Here is a 17,092-nt window from a genome sequence, read left to right as displayed (position 1 = left end):
CCGTTGGATAGGTACTACCTGCGCGGCGCTGGCGCCGGCTCGTCGACCTTGCCGATGCTGGTCTCGCCAACGCTGACTTCGCCGCCCGTGGCCCACTGGGTCACCGGCTGCAGCCATTCCTGCCTTGGCGCGTGGAACAGCGCCGCACCGTGGCCGCTGTTGAGCACCAGTTCCTTGCGCTCGCTGACCTTGGGCGAGTCGCCCCACAGCGAGCGGCACGACAGCGACGTGCTGTCGTTGGCGTCGTGGATGCCGAGTACGCGGCCACTCATGCGGAAGTTGTAGTTGGCCTTCATTACCGGATCGCACTGGCCCAGGAGCGCGTAGTTGACGTGCCTGTCGCCGACAAGCGCGGAGGTCAGCGTGGCGACCTTGGAACCTGTGCCTGCACCGACGACATTGATCTCCTCCGGCGCGACGCCCTTGGCCATCAGCGCGCGTACTTCGTCGGCGATGCGGTGCGCATAGGCAAGGCGCGTTTCACCGGCATAGGCGAAGGTGCTGACTTCGAATCCCTGGTCTTCGAACGCCTGCACGATCGCGGCGTGATCGACGCCGGCTTCAGTGGACGGCAAATAGATAAGGTGTGGCGAACCGGCGACCGCGGCCGACGACGCGGCCAGGAATATTGCCGCAGCCAATATGCGACGGGGCAATACGTGCTTCAGGGGGGAAGGCATGAAACGGGTCATGGCAGGTACCTCCAGCAAGAGCGTCGACGACGCGGGGGGAGCTGATGAGGGGGGAGCTGTGAGACGTAACCGGCGGGTTCAATCGTGCGCGCGACTCTCGCGCCTCCACCAGTTCGAAAGGTCATACCAACTTCTGGGATACGTGAAATAGGATGCGTGACAGCTGTTGCGCGTTTATGCACAACGCAGGCAATTGCGTTTGCTGCACTGGGTGAATGCGATGCATTGAACATCGCCATTGGTCAGGGGCACTTCTGGCCCATGGCCGGCCACGGGAGAAAATCGTGAAGGCTTAACCCCGTTCGATCGCTCCGCTCGTTGGCCACTGCAACCCAACCGGAGACAGCAACATGAAGCGCACTCCCGTCGTCCGCCCCACCCTGTTCATGGCAGTCACGCTGGCGCTGTCCGCCTGTCACGCAACCCGTGATTCGTCGCAGGCCGAACGTGCCGATGCGGCAGCCGAACCGGCCGCAATGGCCGCCGAAATGGCGGCCGACGCCGCCATGACCGCCTGCGTGCAATCGACCGCGGCCAAGGAAGCTGGCACGACCGATGCCAGGCGCCAGCGCCGCGAGGCACCCATGAAGTCGCTTGCGCCGCCACCGGCATCTCCGCCCGCGCCTTCTCCTACGCTCGACGCGATCATGGTCACAGGTTCCAGGGTCGGTTACGCGCCCGCGATGCCCATGGCGATGCCCGCGCAACAGCAACCGGCCAATACCGAACGCTACGCGGCAATCGTCGACAACCCGGTGCGCCGTGCAACGGAAGATCCGGTGTCGACCTTCTCGGTCGATGTCGATACCGGCAGCTATGCAAACGTACGCCGCATGCTCAACGAAGGCGTGCGGCCGCCGGCCGATGCCGTTCGCGCGGAGGAGTTCATCAACTACTTCGACTATGGCCACCCCGCACCGGCCACGCGCGAAGTGCCGTTCCGCGTGACCACCGAACTGGCGGTGGCGCCGTGGAATGCACAGCGTCAGCTACTGATGGTGGGCATCAAGGGTTATGACGTGCCCAAGGCAACGCTGGCACCGTCCAACCTGGTGTTCCTGATCGACACTTCCGGCTCCATGGACTCGCCCGACAAGCTGCCGCTGGTCAAGGCCGCACTGCGGCAACTGGTGCCGCAATTGCGCAGTCAGGACCGCGTCTCGATCGTGGTCTATGCCGGCAGCGCCGGACTCGTGCTCCCACCCACGCCAGGCGATCGCCACGGCGAGATCCTGGCCGCGCTGGACCGCCTCGACGCCGGCGGCAGCACCAACGGCGGCGATGGCATCCGCCTGGCCTACGCCATGGCCCGGCAGGCGTACATCGACAAGGGCGTGAACCGGGTGATCCTCGCCACCGATGGCGACTTCAACGTCGGCACGGTCGACCAGAACGCACTGGAGACACTGGTCGGCGACCAGCGCAAGCACGGCATCGCACTAAGCACGCTCGGCTTCGGCAGCGGCAACTACAACGACGAGATGGCCGAACAGCTGGCCGATGTCGGCGACGGCAACCACGCCTACATCGACAGCCTGCGTGAGGCGCGCAAGGTGCTGGTCGAACAGATGAGTTCGACGCTGATGACCATCGCCCGCGACGTCAAGATCCAGATCGAGTTCAATCCGGCCCAGGTCGCCGAGTACCGCCTGATCGGCTACGAGAACCGGGTGCTGCAGCGCGAGGACTTCAACAACGACAAGGTCGATGCCGGCGACATCGGCGCCGGCCACCAGGTGACGGCGCTGTACGAGATAACGCCAGCCTCCTCATCGGCGCAGCGCGTCGGCTCCCTGCGCTACGGTGCCTCGACGCAAACCGCGAAGACCGACCTCGGCGGCGAGATCGCCCACCTGCGCCTGCGCTACAAGCTTCCGGGCCAGGATCGCAGCCGGCTGATCGAGGCGCCGGTACTGGCCTCGCAGGTGACCGGCAGCCCGAGCGAATCGTTGCGCCTGGCCAGTGCCGTCGCCGGCTTCGCCGACGCGCTACGCGGCGGCAGCCGGATGGACGGCTGGAGTCTGGACGGCATCATCCGGTCGGCAACTGCGTCGAAGGGGCGAGACGCCAATGGCGAACGTGCCGAACTGGTGGCGCTGATGAAGCTTGCGCAGGCGCAGATCGACCCGAATCAGGAAACCCGTATCGGCCTGGGCCGATAACCCCCCGGCGTAGGAGCGAGCTTGCTCGCGATCGGGCGTGCCGCGGCCGATAGGCCCGATCGCGAGCAAGCTCGCTCCTACCAGACCGGTTCAGGCGCGCAGGCGCTCGATCATCGGCTGCAGCCATGGCTCGTACGGCGCCCACTTCGGACGCTCGCGCACCTGGATGCTGTCGCGCACCTGCACCGCGCTGGCAGTCACCACCGCACGCTTTCGCGAACCGATCTCGAGCATGGCCGGATCGAACGCCAGTCCGCAGAAATCGGCGACACGGCGCAACTCGGCCTCCGGATCGGAGACCAGCTTCGCGTACTCCACATCGAGGATCCGGCCCGGGAACCGCGCATGCCACCGCGCCATCAAGCGCTTGTAATGGCGGTGATAGTCGGCCAGTTCGATCGGGTCGTAGCTGTACGCGTTGGCCTCGGAGAACAGTTCGCGCAGGTTCGAGAAACAGGTCTCGACCGGATCGCGCACCATGTGCAGGATCTTCGCCTGCGGCAGGGCGTGGGCGATGAAGCCGATGTTGAGGAAGTTCGACGGCAGCTTGTCGGTGAAGCAGCGTCGGCCCTCGGCTCGCCACTTCACGCTGTCGAGGTAACGCGCGCCGGCGGCGGCCAGATCGGCACCCTGCGCGCGCTCGACCAGGGTGCGATCGATCACGCCACGGCAATGATGGTCGGTGGCATGGCGCATTGCGCTGGTGAAGTCGTAGAGCTCGCCGAGGCCGCGAACTTCCGGGTGGCCGTCGAGCAGTTGTTCCAGCAACGTGGTGCCGGAGCGGTGCATGCCGACGATGAAGATCGGCAGCGTGGCCTCGCCCTGCCCCCGGTTCACGACCGAGGTTGCCGGCTCGAACTTCGACAGCGCATCGAACAGGCTGGCCGTGGTCGCGTTGTCGTAGCTGAGTCGCGAGCGCTTGGCCCTGCATCCGCGCACCAGTGCATTCCAGGCCGCTTCATGCCGGCCGAGATCGTCGAGTTCCTTGTGCAGTGCGAACGACAGCAGCGCGATGTCTTCGGCAGATCGCCCTGGCCGCTGCAGTTCCCGCTCGATCGCCGCAACGTGATTGCTGTCGGCGGTCTGCTTGCGGACCCATGCCGCCAGCCAATACCCCTGTGCGATCTCGGGCGCGCGGCGCTGGCTGCGCTCGATGTCCTGCCCGGCCTCGGCGAACCGGCCCAGATAGGTCAGGACCTGGGCGCGTGCCAGCAGCGTCGGCGGGTAGTCCGGGTCGGCGCGCCTGGCTTCGTCCAGGAAGGCGATCGCGCGACCGGGAAGATTGACGTAGCTCAGCTGCGCGGCCGCGGCGATCAGCAGCGGGATCGGCATGCGCGACATCGGCTTGGCGCGATCGATTGCGGCCTGCAGCGTCGGCACCCGGTTGAAGGTGCGCAGTCGCGGCAGCAGTTCGGCGAGCAGCCTGGGGTCGGTGGTGCCGCTGGCCGCTGCCGCCATCGCGTAGTTCTCAGCGCGCCGATAGTGGCCACGAAGCGAGCTGAGATAGGACAGCTGTATGAGCGAGTACGGTTCATTGGGCCGCAGGGCCTGCACCTGCTCGAACGCGGCAATGGCACCGTCGAGGTCGTCGCTCTCGGCCAGCGACTCGGCCTTGGATATCAACGCCTGCAGCGCGGCGGGGGCGACGTTCGACATCTCAGGCCTCCAGCCGTTCGCGCAACGGTTGCAGCTGGCGCTCATAGCGCCTCCACGCGCCAACCCCGCGGCCGTGGATGCCTTCACGCACCTGGCTGCTGCTCGCGGTCGCCACGGGCGCCTGGTTGCGGGTGATGTCGGACAGGCCAGGCTGCGCGGGCAACCCCAGGAACTCGATCAGCTGCGCCGCGACGGCTTCCGGGTCGGCCACGAGCGCTTCGTAATCGACCACGCGCACCGCATGCGGCGCCGCGTCCTGCCAGTGCTGCATCCATTGCTGCGCGTGGCGGCTGTGCGCGGCCAGGTCGTCCAGGCCGTAGCTGTACGCATAGGCGTCGCCCTGGAACAGCTCCTTGAGATTCGAGAAGCAGGCATCCATCGGATCGCGGCGCAGGCACAGGATGCGCGCATGCGGCAGCGCCCGCAGGATCAGCGGGATGTTGAACAGGTTCTGCGGATTCTTGTCGAGCACGCAGGGACGCCCCGGTGCGAGCAATCGCATCCGCTGCTGGAAAAGATGGCCGGCAGTCCGCGCATCCACCTGCGCCACGCGCTCCAGGCTGGCCGGCGTGCGCTGGAAGAAGTGATCGGAAGCCTGGCTCATCGCCATCTGGAAATCGTTGCGCTCGCCGAGCGAATCCACCCAGCCGTGGTTGCCGAGGATGCGATCGAGCAGCGTCGTCCCGCTGCGCGGCATGCCGACGATGAATACCGGCAGCGGACGTTCGCTCGACCCCAGTGCCTGCGCGGCCACCGCTGCGGTGGCCGGCGGCACCGGCAGGCGCTTGAGCGCCTGCAGATAGGCCGCTTCGGCGGAAGCGTCATACGCCAGACGCCTGCGCATGATCGCCGCGCCCTGCTCGAGCACCTGCCAGGCCTCGTCGACCTCTCCCGCCGCGTCCATCTCATGGAACAGCGCGTACAGAAGATGAGCCTGCTCGATACCGCCGACAGGGCAACGTGCCAGCGCCTGACGAATGCGCGGGACACGCTGCAACGGCACTCGCGCGCGGGAGTGGGTGGCAAGCGCCCAGTGCGCATCGGGAAAACCGGGAGACAGCGCAAGCGCCGCCTCGTACGACTGCTCGGCGCCGGCCATGTCGCCCAGGAAGCGCAGTACATTGCCGCGCGTGAACGACAGCAGGGGATGTGCCGGCACATGACGGGCGACGGCGTCGAGGAAACGCAGCGCGTCCTCGTAGCGCCCGGCCAGCCACAGGTGCTGCGCCAGTACCGCCGATTGCTGGAGGATGTTCGGATCGGACCAGTCGGCCGACAGGATCACCGAGGCCACTTCCGCCTCCTCGGCGAACTCCAGCAGGCGCCCGGTGACATAGCCGGCGTTGCGCGTGCTGGCCTTCAGCCGCACCGCGTCGGCGGCGCGCAGCGCATGCTCCCTCGCCGCGCAGTAGCGATCGCCGAACTGCGCCAGTCGCGACATGCGCAACTGCGCCGGCACGTGGTGCGGCTCCCTCGCCAGCATCTCCTCGTACACGCGTCCTGCGCGATCCAACGCGCCTTCGGCTTCGAGCCGCTGCGCCCGGCCCCACATTTCGGAAAGAACAGCCTGCATAGATCCGCCATCGGAAGAACGCTTCAAGCATAGCGGCATACGTTGCGCGCACAACGCCGTTTGGGCCGGAAAGTCGGGGTTTCTGGCAAAACTTCCTTCGCCGGAAAGGTTCCGAGTGGTCGGCGAGCGGAGGGTACTCGAGCAACGTCACTGGGTCCCCGCCTTCGCGGGGATGACGGTCTTCCAATGACGGAGAAGCCCCTCTCCCGCTTGCGGGAGAGGGTTGGGGTGAGGGCCGCCGAAGACCGGGAAACGAAATGCCGAAGCGTCGTCCGCCGGGCCGGGGATTGCTCCGCAGACGCAAGCCCAACACGCAACAGCAACAGCACCAGCACCAACAGGCCCCTCACTGCGTTCGGGACGACAGATGCCGCCAACCTTCAAGCAAAGGGAACGAGAACAAAAAACGGCCGCCTTGCGGCGGCCGTGAGAGAGAAAAGTGGAACTTGAATCTTAGAAGTCGTACTGAACCATGAAGCGGAACTGGCGCGGCGCCTGGAAGGTACGCGGCAGCAGGTAGGTGTTCAGCGGCGCGCCGCTGACGGCGTCCTCTGCCACTTCCGTCACCGAGGTGACCTTCTGGTTGTTGAACACGTTGAAGATGTCCATCTTGAACTGCAGACCCTTCGACCAGCTCGGGAAGTACGCCACGTTCAGGTCGATCGAGTTGGTCCAGGGCAGACGACCGGCGGTGCCGCGCGGCACGGCATGGGCCGGGAACGGCGTGCCGCTCTCGTCGAAGCCTCCACCTGCCTCGGTGGTGCCGCAACGGAAGAACGACGAACCGTAGCCGTGCAGGTGATCGTCTTCCGGATCCACCTCGTCGATCGCCAGCACGCCGAAGCAGTTGATCGGACGACCCGACTGCACCAGCAGGTTGGCACCGACCGACCACTCGTCGGTGAACTGGTAGTTGCCGAACACCTTCAGGCTGTGGCGACGATCGTTGGGCAGGTAGCCGTAGGAATCGACTGCCAGTTCCTTGTAATCGAAGTCCTGCGTCACGTTGGTATCGGCCTGGCCGATGTCCGACTTGACGCCACCTTCGGTGTTGCCCTTGTTCCAGGCCATGGTGTACGACGCCTGGAAGAAGAACTTCTCCCAGCCACCATCCCAGAACAGCTCCAGCGCCTTGTAGCTGCGCTTGGCTTCCGGCGACAGCAGGTCACCCGGAATCGTGTACTCGGTCAGCGTGCCGTTGTTTTCCAGGTCGGTCGCAAACACCGCGTCGGCACCCGGGTTGAACATGCGGCAGTACGGGAAGCCGGCGCTCGGCAGGACCGGCGTGAAGCCGTCGGCCTCGGCCATGGCCACGATCGGCGTGTAGTCGCAGTTGTCGTCGATCGCCGCCTTCAGCTTGCGGTAGGTACCGCGCATGCCGACGCTCTGGTGCTCGGTCAGCTGCTTCTGGAAGCCGAGGATGAACTCGTCCTGGTACATCGGGTCGAGGTTCTTCGAGGCGATCGTCTCCGGGTTCTTCGGCTCGCCGAATTCACCGTTGACGTACTGCAGTGCGCCACGCGGCGTCAGGCCGATGGGGGCACCGGTGACCGGATCGATACCGGTGAAGTTGAAGTTTTGACGGGTGAACAGCGAGGCGCTGGCGCCACGAACGGCCACGCTCGGGGTCAGCGGCAGCGCGTAGCGGCCGGCGTTACCGTAGATCTTCAGCGTGGAGTCGCCATTGGCGTCCCACGAGAAGCCCAGACGCGGACCGAACTGGTCCTTGATCTTGACGTAGGTCTCGCCGAAGCCGTTGAGGTTCTCGAAGGTGTCCCAGCGCGCGCCGATGTAAGCCAGGAAGTTGTCGGTGATGTTCCAGTTGTCCTCGACGTACAGCGCGTGCTGCTTGACCTTGACCGTGGAGCCCTGGGTCACGATCTGCTCGCGGACGATGTCGAACTCGTCGCCGTCGCCGGTGCCGTCCGGCAGGAGCTCGCCGTTCGGATTGACGGTCGAGTAGCGCCAGATGCGGCCGCCCTCGATCGACTGGCCGGCCACGGACTCGTACTCGTCCGCGTCGTAGCCGAAGCCGATCTGGTGGTCGCCGATCTGCCAGTCACCGTCGAATCGCCATGCGTCACGCGTATCGGCCGAGTCGATGCGATCGATCGAGCCGCCGGTGATGTTGCAATCACTGGTGTAGTTACCGGTGATGCTGGTGCGGTAGCCCGGACGCACGTCCGTGATCACGGGGCAGCCGGTTGCCGGCACGTTGAGGTTGCCGCCGTACTGAACGCGTTCGCCCGCCGCGGTGACCAGGTAACGCTCACGCGAGAACTCGCTGTGGCCGTACAGCGCCGACAGGGTCAGGGTGTCGGTCACGTAACCGGTGTAGCGGGCGATGTAGTTCTCGCCGCCGTTGGTCAGGTACGACGTACCGACCAGCTCGTCGCGGTCGATGTGCGTGGCGCCGTTGCGGTAGGTCTTGCTGGTGGTTTCCTGCTCGTCGGAGAACGCCGTGAACTCGAGCTTGTTGCTGTCGTTGATGTTCCAGTCCAGCTTCACCAACCAGGTCGGGCCCTCGATCGAATCCTTGCTGTTGGTCGAGGAGATGACGCTGTTGTAGATGTCCTGATCCTGGTTGCTGTAGGACACCAGGCCCCAGGCGAACAGCTTGTCGGGAACCAGCGCGCCGCCAGCCCAGACGCTGGTGTTGTAGGCGCCGTCGCTGTCGTTGGAGTTGTCCTGGCGCAGCTTGCCCAGGTCGCCCGGAACCAGCGGGTTGGAGTAGTAGGTGTTCTCGACGTCTTCGCGCAGGCCTTCCGGCAGCCAGAACACATTTGCGCCGGCCTGGAATTCGTTGGTACCGCGCTTGGTGACCTGGTTGATCACGCCGCCCAGCGAACGACCGAACTCGGCGCCATAGCCACCGGTCTTGATCTGCTGCTCGGCCACCGCCTCGAAGGGAATCTTCGAGAAGTTCAGGCCGCGGAACGAGTTGGTGACGTTGAAGCCGTTGACGTAGTACTGGTTCTCGGCGACCGAGGAACCACCGAACGACGCCAGGTTGCCGAACGCGTTGTCGCCACGGACGGTACCCGGGGCCAGCAGGGCGACCGAGGTGGCGTCACGCAGCACCGGGATCTTGGCGATCTGGGCGGCGGTCAGGATGGTGGTGGACTCGACCGACGAGACGTCGATCGGGTTCACTGCCTGGGCACCGACCACGACGACGCTGTCGAGGGTGGTGGCCGAGCCGCCGGCAGCCGAGGCGAAGTTGACCGGAGTACCGGTACCCACGCTGACTGCGACGCCTTCACGGACTGCGGTCGTGCCATCGGCACGCTGCAGGGTGATGCGGTACTGGCCGGGCGACAGAGCCGGCACGCGGTAGGTGCCATCGCCTGTCACGGTGATCTCGCGACGGAAGCCCGTTGCCGGGTTCTCGACGACGACGGTCTCCCCAGCCGTCGCCTGACCGAACACGGCACCAGCGGTGGACTGGGCGTGGACGCCAGAGGAGGCGAAGCACACGCCGAGCGCCACGGTAAGCGCGCTGCGCCGCAGATTGCGGTTCATGGATGAACGTTTAGACACATTTCCCCCAAATTCAGCAAATGGAATTGCCCTGTAAGGCCTAGCGAACATGACTTCAGGCACATGGCCGGGTCAACGGTTAACGAGACGTTCACCTTTGTTGATTTCTTGTTTTGTGAGATCCATCACATTTTTAATACAACTTTCACGTGAACTTTACGAAATTGCCATTTTTCTATTGACAAATGCCAACTAACGGAGAAAAAGCTCGCTGTTAACAGAATTGGCTGGTTGTCTTTGCCTGTTTTGGCGGTATGAAAGTTGCCGGACACGGCAAGGGCCGCCCCCTGTCGACCGGGACGGTCGAGGGGCGGTCAGCAGCTCGGAATTGCGGCAGACGTCAGCCGCTGACGGCGCGCAGCAGGGCCTGGGTATGGACACGCTCGGCCGGATAGCCGAACAGGTAGCCCTGGCCGTAGGTACAGCCCAGCTCGCGAAGGGCGGCGCGCTGGGCCTCGGTCTCGACGCCTTCGCCGATGGTGTGGATGCCCAGGGTGCCTGCCAGGGCCTGGATCGCGCGGACCACCGCCACGCTTTCGGGCTGGGCGTCGCCGATCAGCCCGGAAACGAAGCTCTGGTCGATCTTCAGGCACTCGATCGGGAACCGGTGCAGGTACGACAGCGCCGAGAAGCCGGTGCCGAAGTCGTCGAGCTGGGCGAGCACGCCATGACTGCGCAGGGTCCGCAGCATGCGCAGCGCGCGCGGCACGTCGTCGAGCAGGGCCACCTCGGTGATCTCGATGCGCAGGCGGTGCGGGTCGGCGCCGGCATGGTCGATCATCCGCAGCAGGCGGTCGGCGAAATCGCCCGAACGGAAATGCCGCGGCGACACGTTGACCGAGATGTAGCCCTCGCCGCCGCGGGCGAGCTCCTCCATCACCTGGCCGTAGAGGATCCAGTCGACCTCCTCGATCAGGCCGCTGTCCTCGCCCACGCCGATGAACTCGCTCGGCGTGAGCAGGCCGCGGCGCTCATGGCGCCATCGCAGCAGCGCCTCGTGGCCGATCACGCGGTGGTCGTCCAGGCGCACGATCGGCTGGTAGAAGGCGACGAAGCCGTCGCCATTGATGGCACGGCGCAGGTCGGCCTCGAGGTCGAGGATGCGCACGGCCTCTTCGCGCATGGCTTCGTCGAATATCGCGCAGCGGTCGCGGCCGGCGGCCTTGGCCCGGTACATGGCGGCATCGGCGTCGCGCAGCAGCTCGGCGCCGGTGCGGTAGCGCGGATGCCACAGGGCGATGCCGAGGCTGGCCGACGGGAACACTTCGCGCCCGGCGATCCAGCACGGCTCGCCGAGTGCGCGCAGCACGCGCTGGGCCAGTTCCTCGGCGACCTCCGGGCCGTCGATGTCCTCGATCAGGATCGCGTACTCGTCGCCGCCCAGGCGCGCAACGGTGTCGTCCTCGCGGACGGCTTCGACGATCCGTCGACCGGCCTCGACCAGCAGTTCGTCGCCGGCGGAGTGGCCGACGCTGTCGTTGACCAGCTTGAAACGGTCCAGGTCCAGGAACAGCACCGCGAACGTTCGCTGCTGCTCGCTGCGCGCCCGCACGATCGCCTGCGCCAGGCGGTCGAGCAACTGGCTGCGGTTGGGCAGCCCGGTCAGTGCGTCGTGCATCGCCTGGTGGGTCAGCTGCTGCTCCACGCGCAGGCGCTCGCCGATCTGCGCCAGCAGCTCGGTATTGGCCTGGGCCAGCTCGCGGGTGCGCGAATCCACGCGCTGCTCCAGCTCGGCGTGGGCCGAGACGAGGCGATCCTGCGCCTGCTTGCGCGCCAGGCCGATGCTGATGTGATGGGCGACGAAGGTCAGCAGTTCCTGGTCGCGGACGCTGAAGTTGATCGCAGGCGAATAGCTCTGCACGGTGATCACGCCCACCACCGCCTCGTTGTGGAACAGCGGCACGCCGAGCCAGCAATGCGCGAGCGAACCGCGGCTGCGCACCAGGCCCTGCGCTTCCAGCGCGGCGATACGCTTGCGATCGGCCAGCAACGCGCGGCCACGGGTGATCACGTACTCGGTCAGGCCGGAAGCGAGCTTGCGAGCCACGCGATTGGCATCGCGTTCGTCGATCGAGTAGGGGAATTCCAGGCCCTCACCGTCATCGGAGACCAGCGCGATATAGAAATTGCGCGCGTACAGCAGGTCGCTGACGACGTCGTGGACCTGGGTGTAGAAGCGCTCCAGGGTCTCGGAGGTGATCGACAGTTCGGCGATCCGGAACAACGCGCGCTGCAGGCGTTCGGCGCGCTGGCGTTCGATGATCTCCGCCTGCAGGTCGCGGTTGCTCAGCTGCAGGGCCTGGGTGCGTTCCTCGACCCGGCGTTCGAGTTCTTCGCGGGCATGGAAACGGTCGAGCGCGGTCAGGATGTGCTGGGCGACGAACGACAACAACGCCCGCTCCTCTTCGCCATAGACGTCCGGCCGGTCGTAGCTCTGCACCACGATCGCGCCGCAGATGCGGTCTTCGCGGCGCATCGGCACGCCCAGCCAGTCTTCGCTGTCGGGTCCGTGGCGGGCATCGCGGGCGACACCGAGGCGGTCGCGGATCAGTTCGGACGGACCTTGCAGCGGTTCGCCATGGCGCAGCAGCGCCACGGTCACGCTGTTGGGCATGTCGTCGATGGCGATGTCGCGCTCGGGTTCGGCGACGTAGGTGTCGACCTGGTCGGCGAAGTAAAGGAAGCGCAGGCTGTCGCGGACATCGTCGTACAGCACGATGTAGAGGTTGGCCGCGTACATCAGGCCGGCCACGACGGTGTGGATCCGCCGCAGCATGTCGGCCAGCTCCAGGTCGGAACCGGCGAGGTCGGCGATCTCGAACAGCGCCTGCTGCAGGCGTTCGGACTTCTCCAGCGATTCGGCGCGAGCCAGCGTGCGCAACGCGACCAGGTGCGAGACGACCACGCGCTGGGCCATCGCCAGCCAGATCTCACGCACTTCGCTGGCGACCGGCGCGGGCAACTGCACCGCGATCGCCACGCGAACGCCCTCGGCCGTGGTCCAGGCAGTCTCGATGCGGTGCGAATGCTGGCCGACCGGGCTGCGCTGCAGCAGCACCTCGGCGCGGCTGGCCAGCGCGCTGGTCGCACCTGGCGAGGCCGAACCGGCGGCAATGCCGGAGTTCGGGTCGCGCCAGAGCACGGCGACTTCGGCACCGGGCGGCAGGGCTTCCTGCAGGGTGTCGGCCAGCGAATCGCGTCCGTAGCCGGCATCGACGATTCGGACGGCCTTTGGCCTGCTGCGATTTGACACTGCGGATTGGGCCCCTGGTCGGACGCCGAAGGATAGCGCGCCGCCGGCCATGCGGGGATCAACCCCGTCGCGAACTGCGATCCGTTCATCTGATATGGACCTGGCCCTGCAACTGACCGTGCCGCCGATGCCTCGTGGCTTCCCGTTGGCGCCTCCAGCCCGTACCCTGCCGCGGATGAACGCGGGCGAGGATCCGAGCGACGACCTGTTGATGCTGGCCTGGACCGGCGGGGACACGGCTGCGTTCGAAACCCTCTACGCCCGCCACCGCGGCCCGCTGTACCGGTTCCTGCTGCGCCAGGTGCGCGATGGCGCCCTTGCCGACGAGTTCTTCCAGGACGTCTGGCAGCGGGTCATCGCCGCTCGCCAGGGCTGGAAGCCCGACGCCGCGTTCAGGACCTGGCTGTTCCGCATCGCCCACAATCGACTCAACGATCACTGGCGCGGTCTCAAGCACCGCCCGGCGGCTCCGGAGGACGGCGACGAACGCGCCGCGCGCGTACCCGACCCGACCACCCCGGAGCGGGAACTGTCCGAATTCGAACAGCGCCGGCGCCTGCAGCTGGCGATCGCGGCGCTGCCCGAGGAGCAACGCGAAGTCGTGCTGCTGCGGCTGGAACAGGAACTGAGCCTGGAGGACATCGGCGAAATCACCGGCGTCGGCCGGGAAACCGTCAAATCGCGCCTGCGCTATGCGATGGACAAGCTGCGCGCCGGACTGAGCGATGAGCCCGGCGAGCTGAGTGACTGACCCATGAGCCATCCTTTCGACGAACCGCTGACCCCTGAAGAGCGCGCCCTGGCCGACCGGCTGACGCGACTGGGGCCGCGCGACGGTCCTTCGCCGGCGCTCGACGCAAAGATCCTTGCCGCCGCGCACGCGGCCGTGGCACCGCGTCGCAATCGACGCTGGCTGGCGCTGACCGGCGTGCCGGCGACCCTGGTCACCGGCGCCGGCATGGCGGCGGTGCTGGCGCTGGCCGTCGGCGTGGTCTGGCAGTTGCGCCCATCGGCCCCGGCACCGCGGGCGCCGCGAGAGGAAGGCGACTTTGGCTTCGTCACCGCCGAAGTCATCGAGCGGCCGGAGCCGGCAGCAGCCCCACCGCCACCGCCGCCGCCGGCGGCCGACGCCCCCGCTCCTGCGCGTGCCCTGCAGGCGCCCGCAATGGCCAGGCGCGAGGCCGCGCCGGCGCGCGAGGAATCCATTGCGGCGAAGGAGGCTCCGGCTCCGGCTCCGGCTCCGGCTCAGGCTCCGGCACCGGCACCTGGTCAACCGTCGGAACATTTCCTCGATGAGGCGATCGATCCGGCAGCGCATTCCGGGCAAGCGACCGCGGCGGCAGCCGTGCGCGGCGATTCGATGCCCTACTCCTCGGCCCCGGCGCCGGCTTCACCGCCGGCTGCGCCGGCCACCGCAGTGATCGGCGAAGGCGAGCAGCGGCAGCGCGCCGCGGCGCAGGCGTCCGCGATGCAGCGCAAGGCCACGGCGAACGAGGCGCCGAAGCAGGTCGACGCAGATCGCGAACTGCGCTCGCAGGCGGCGTCGGTGGTCGCGGCCGACCGGGCGGCGGCAGCGCCGGCGGATTCCAGCGCCGCGGAGGCGACTGCGTCCGGCGCCACGCTCGACCGCATCGAAGTCACCGGCAGCCGCATCGGCATGGCCGATGTGCCGGTGCGCAACGACCGCGAACTGGCGCCTGCGCAATGGCTGCAGCGCATCCGCGACCGCCGCGACGACGGCGACCTCGATGGCGCCCGCCAGAGCCTGGAGCAGTTTCGCAAGTCGTACCCGCGCGTACGCCTGCCGGACGACCTGCGCGCCCTGGCCGACCCGACGCGATGACTTCGGCAACACTGGCCGCACCGACTTCCTTCGAACTGGAGGTCAAGCACAGTCGCTTCATCGTCCATGCCGCGCCGGTCACGACGCCGCAGGCCGCGCTCGACTTCATCGCGCAGGTCGGCGATCCCGCCGCCACGCATAACTGCTGGGCCTACCGGATCGGCAGCGAGTACCGCTTCAACGACGATGGCGAACCGGCAGGCACCGCGGGACGGCCGATCCTGGCCGCCATCGACGGCCAGGGCCTTGATCAGGTCGTGGCTGTGGTCACGCGCTGGTTCGGCGGCATCAAGCTCGGCGCCGGCGGCCTGGTCCGCGCCTACGGTGGCAGCGCGGCCGAATGCCTGCGGGTGGCGCCCCGGCGCATTCTCGTCGTCCATGTCATCGTCGAACTCGACTATCCCTTCGCCGACACCGGCACCGTCCACGCCGCCATCGCCGCCCACGCCGCGGAAAAGCTCGACGAGCGCTTCGATGCGAGCGGTGCCCGCCTGCGCTTGCGATTACCCTCGGAGCAACTGTCGCCCTTGAAAGTCAGGCTTCGCGACGCCACACGTGACCGGGTGCGCTTCGGCGACGAACTCCCTGACGGAACGCCATGAACGCTCGCGTTGACCCCACCCAAAGCAAAGCCCCCATCGGCAACCTGCGCACGCTGTGGCCGTTCGTGCGCCAGCACCGCGCCCTGTTCGTTGCCTGGCTGGTCTCGCTGGCGGCATCGAGCACCGCGACCCTGACCTTCCCCAAGGCCTTCGGCACGATGATCGACCAGGCCTTCACTCAGGGCGGCGGCGCGATCGATCGCGCCTTCGTGCTGCTGTTCGCCGTCGCCGTCGCGCTGGCGCTGGCCACCGCCGCGCGCTTCTATTTCGTGTCGCTGCTGGGCGAACGCGTCGTCGCCGACCTGCGCCAGCGATTGTTCGCCCACCTGATAGGCCTTGATGCCGGCTTCCACGACCGCAACCGCAGTGGCGAGCTGGTATCGCGCCTGACCGCCGACGCCGAACTGCTGCGCAGCGTCGTCGGCTCGAGCATGTCGGTGGCATTGCGCAGCTCGGTGACCGTGCTGGGCAGCATCGCCATGTTGTTCGTCACCAGTCCACGCCTGGCCGCCTTCGCCCTGGTCGGCATCCCGCTGGCCGTGTTGCCGATCGTGGTCGGCGGCCGTCGCCTCAAGAAGATCTCACGCACCAGCCAGGACCGCATCGCCGACGCCAACGCGCTGGCCAACGAAACCCTCGGCGCGGTCCGCACGGTGCAGGCCCACGCACGCGAACCCTATGAGCAGGGCCGCTTCGGTGTCGCCGTGAAGACCTCCGTCGATACCGCGCGCCGGCGCATCCAGGCCCAGGCCTGGGTCACCGCGATCGCGATCATGCTGGTATTCGGCGCGATCACGCTGGTGCTCTGGTCGGGCGCGCACGATGTGCTGGCTGGCCGCATGAGCGCCGGCACGCTCGGACAGTTCGTGCTGTATGCCCTGCTCTGCGGCGGCTCGGTCGGCGCCCTGGCCGAAGTCTGGAACGAACTGCAGCGCGCTGCCGGCGGCATGGGCCGCATCAGCGAGCTGCTGGTCGAGGAGACCGCGGTCGCCTCGGCCCCGCAACCGACCGCGCTTCCGGTGCCACTGCAAGGCGGGATCGACTTCGACGACGTCACCTTCCATTACCCGCAACGTCCCAACACCGCGGCGCTGGAGGGCTTCAGCCTGCGCGTGCGTCCGGGCGAGACCGTGGCCCTGGTCGGCCCTTCGGGCGCCGGCAAGAGCACGGTGTTCTCGATGCTGCTGCGCTTCCACGACCCGCAGTCCGGCCGCATCAATATCGATGGCATCGACATCCGCCAGCTGGCATTGCCGGACCTGCGCGAGGCCATCGCACTGGTGCCGCAGCAGCCGACGATCTTCGCCAGCAGCGCGCGCGAGAACATCCGCTACGGCCGCCTCGACGCCGACGACGCCGAGGTGGAGCACGCGGTGGCTGCGGCACACGCGACGGACTTCGTCGCCGCCATGCCCAACGGCCTCGACACCGAGCTGGGCGAGCGCGGCGCGCGCCTGTCCGGCGGCCAGCAGCAGCGCATCGCCATCGCCCGCGCACTGCTCAAGGACGCACCGATCCTGCTGCTCGACGAGGCCACCAGCGCGCTCGACGCGCAGAGCGAGCGAGCGGTGCAGAAGGCACTGGAAACCCTGATGGAAGGGCGCACGACGCTGGTCATCGCCCATCGCCTGGCGACGGTGTTGAAAGCCGATCGCATCGTCGTCATGGACCACGGCCGCATCGTCGCCGAAGGCACGCACGCGCAGCTGCTGGAACAGGATGGACTGTACGCGGAGCTGGCCAGGCTGCAGTTCCTGGACTGAGCCGTGCG

10 protein-coding genes are annotated in these 17,092 nt (G+C 67.2%); 5 read left to right on the top strand and 5 right to left on the bottom strand.

Translation table 11 applies throughout. The features are described 5' to 3' along the window. Window positions 1–14: 14 nt before the first annotated feature. Window positions 15–680 (bottom strand): hypothetical protein, encoded by a 666-nt coding sequence (locus AC3A3X_RS09545; RefSeq protein ID WP_487582788.1) that lies wholly within the window; start codon window positions 678–680, stop codon window positions 15–17. A gap of 362 nt (window positions 681–1,042) precedes the next feature. Between AC3A3X_RS09545 and AC3A3X_RS09540 the strand changes: the two genes are divergently transcribed. Further along, window positions 1,043–2,854, top strand: coding sequence for a vWA domain-containing protein (locus AC3A3X_RS09540; RefSeq protein WP_487582787.1), 1,812 nt, complete (start codon window positions 1,043–1,045; stop codon window positions 2,852–2,854). 90 nt (window positions 2,855–2,944) lie between these two features. Here AC3A3X_RS09540 and AC3A3X_RS09535 read toward each other — a convergent pair whose 3' ends face one another. The 4 genes from AC3A3X_RS09535 to AC3A3X_RS09520 form a co-directional block, all read right to left on the bottom strand. Continuing rightward, on the bottom strand, window positions 2,945–4,510 hold the full coding sequence (locus AC3A3X_RS09535; protein ID WP_487582786.1) for a tetratricopeptide repeat-containing sulfotransferase family protein: 1,566 nt from the start codon (window positions 4,508–4,510) through the stop codon (window positions 2,945–2,947). Window position 4,511: 1 nt separating this feature from the next. Further along, on the bottom strand, window positions 4,512–6,062 hold the full coding sequence (locus AC3A3X_RS09530) for a sulfotransferase family protein (RefSeq protein WP_487582785.1): 1,551 nt from the start codon (window positions 6,060–6,062) through the stop codon (window positions 4,512–4,514). A 474-nt stretch (window positions 6,063–6,536) separates the two neighbouring features. After that, the gene (locus tag AC3A3X_RS09525; protein WP_487582784.1) at window positions 6,537–9,605 is read right to left on the bottom strand and encodes a TonB-dependent receptor; all 3,069 of its coding nucleotides are present in this window, start codon (window positions 9,603–9,605) and stop codon (window positions 6,537–6,539) included. A 358-nt stretch (window positions 9,606–9,963) separates the two neighbouring features. Beyond that, complete coding sequence (locus tag AC3A3X_RS09520) at window positions 9,964–12,876, bottom strand: putative bifunctional diguanylate cyclase/phosphodiesterase (protein ID WP_487582783.1); 2,913 nt, start codon at window positions 12,874–12,876, stop codon at window positions 9,964–9,966. A 175-nt stretch (window positions 12,877–13,051) separates the two neighbouring features. Here AC3A3X_RS09520 and AC3A3X_RS09515 point away from each other — a divergent pair, with 175 nt between their 5' ends. Genes AC3A3X_RS09515 through AC3A3X_RS09500 form a run of 4 tightly spaced genes read left to right on the top strand, consistent with a single transcriptional unit; the run spans window position 13,052 to window position 17,084 of the window. Then, window positions 13,052–13,627, top strand: coding sequence for an RNA polymerase sigma factor (locus tag AC3A3X_RS09515; RefSeq protein WP_487582839.1), 576 nt, complete (start codon window positions 13,052–13,054; stop codon window positions 13,625–13,627). A 3-nt stretch (window positions 13,628–13,630) separates the two neighbouring features. Continuing rightward, a complete protein-coding gene (locus tag AC3A3X_RS09510) occupies window positions 13,631–14,719 on the top strand; it encodes a hypothetical protein (RefSeq protein WP_487582782.1) in 1,089 nt (362 codons plus the stop codon). Further along, window positions 14,716–15,321, top strand: a complete 606-nt coding sequence (locus AC3A3X_RS09505; protein ID WP_487582781.1) for an IMPACT family protein — start codon at window positions 14,716–14,718, stop codon at window positions 15,319–15,321. Before AC3A3X_RS09510 ends, AC3A3X_RS09505 begins: the two co-directional genes overlap by 4 nt. Then, a complete protein-coding gene (locus tag AC3A3X_RS09500) occupies window positions 15,318–17,084 on the top strand; it encodes an ABC transporter transmembrane domain-containing protein (protein WP_487582780.1) in 1,767 nt (588 codons plus the stop codon). The genes AC3A3X_RS09505 and AC3A3X_RS09500 overlap by 4 nt, the downstream gene beginning before the upstream one ends. Window positions 17,085–17,092 lie beyond the last annotated feature (8 nt).

Source organism: Lysobacter sp. Soil_N_23 (assembly GCF_057656135.1).
The sequence above is the reverse complement of the archived record's forward strand: the minus strand, read 5'-3'. Positions and strand labels throughout refer to the sequence as shown.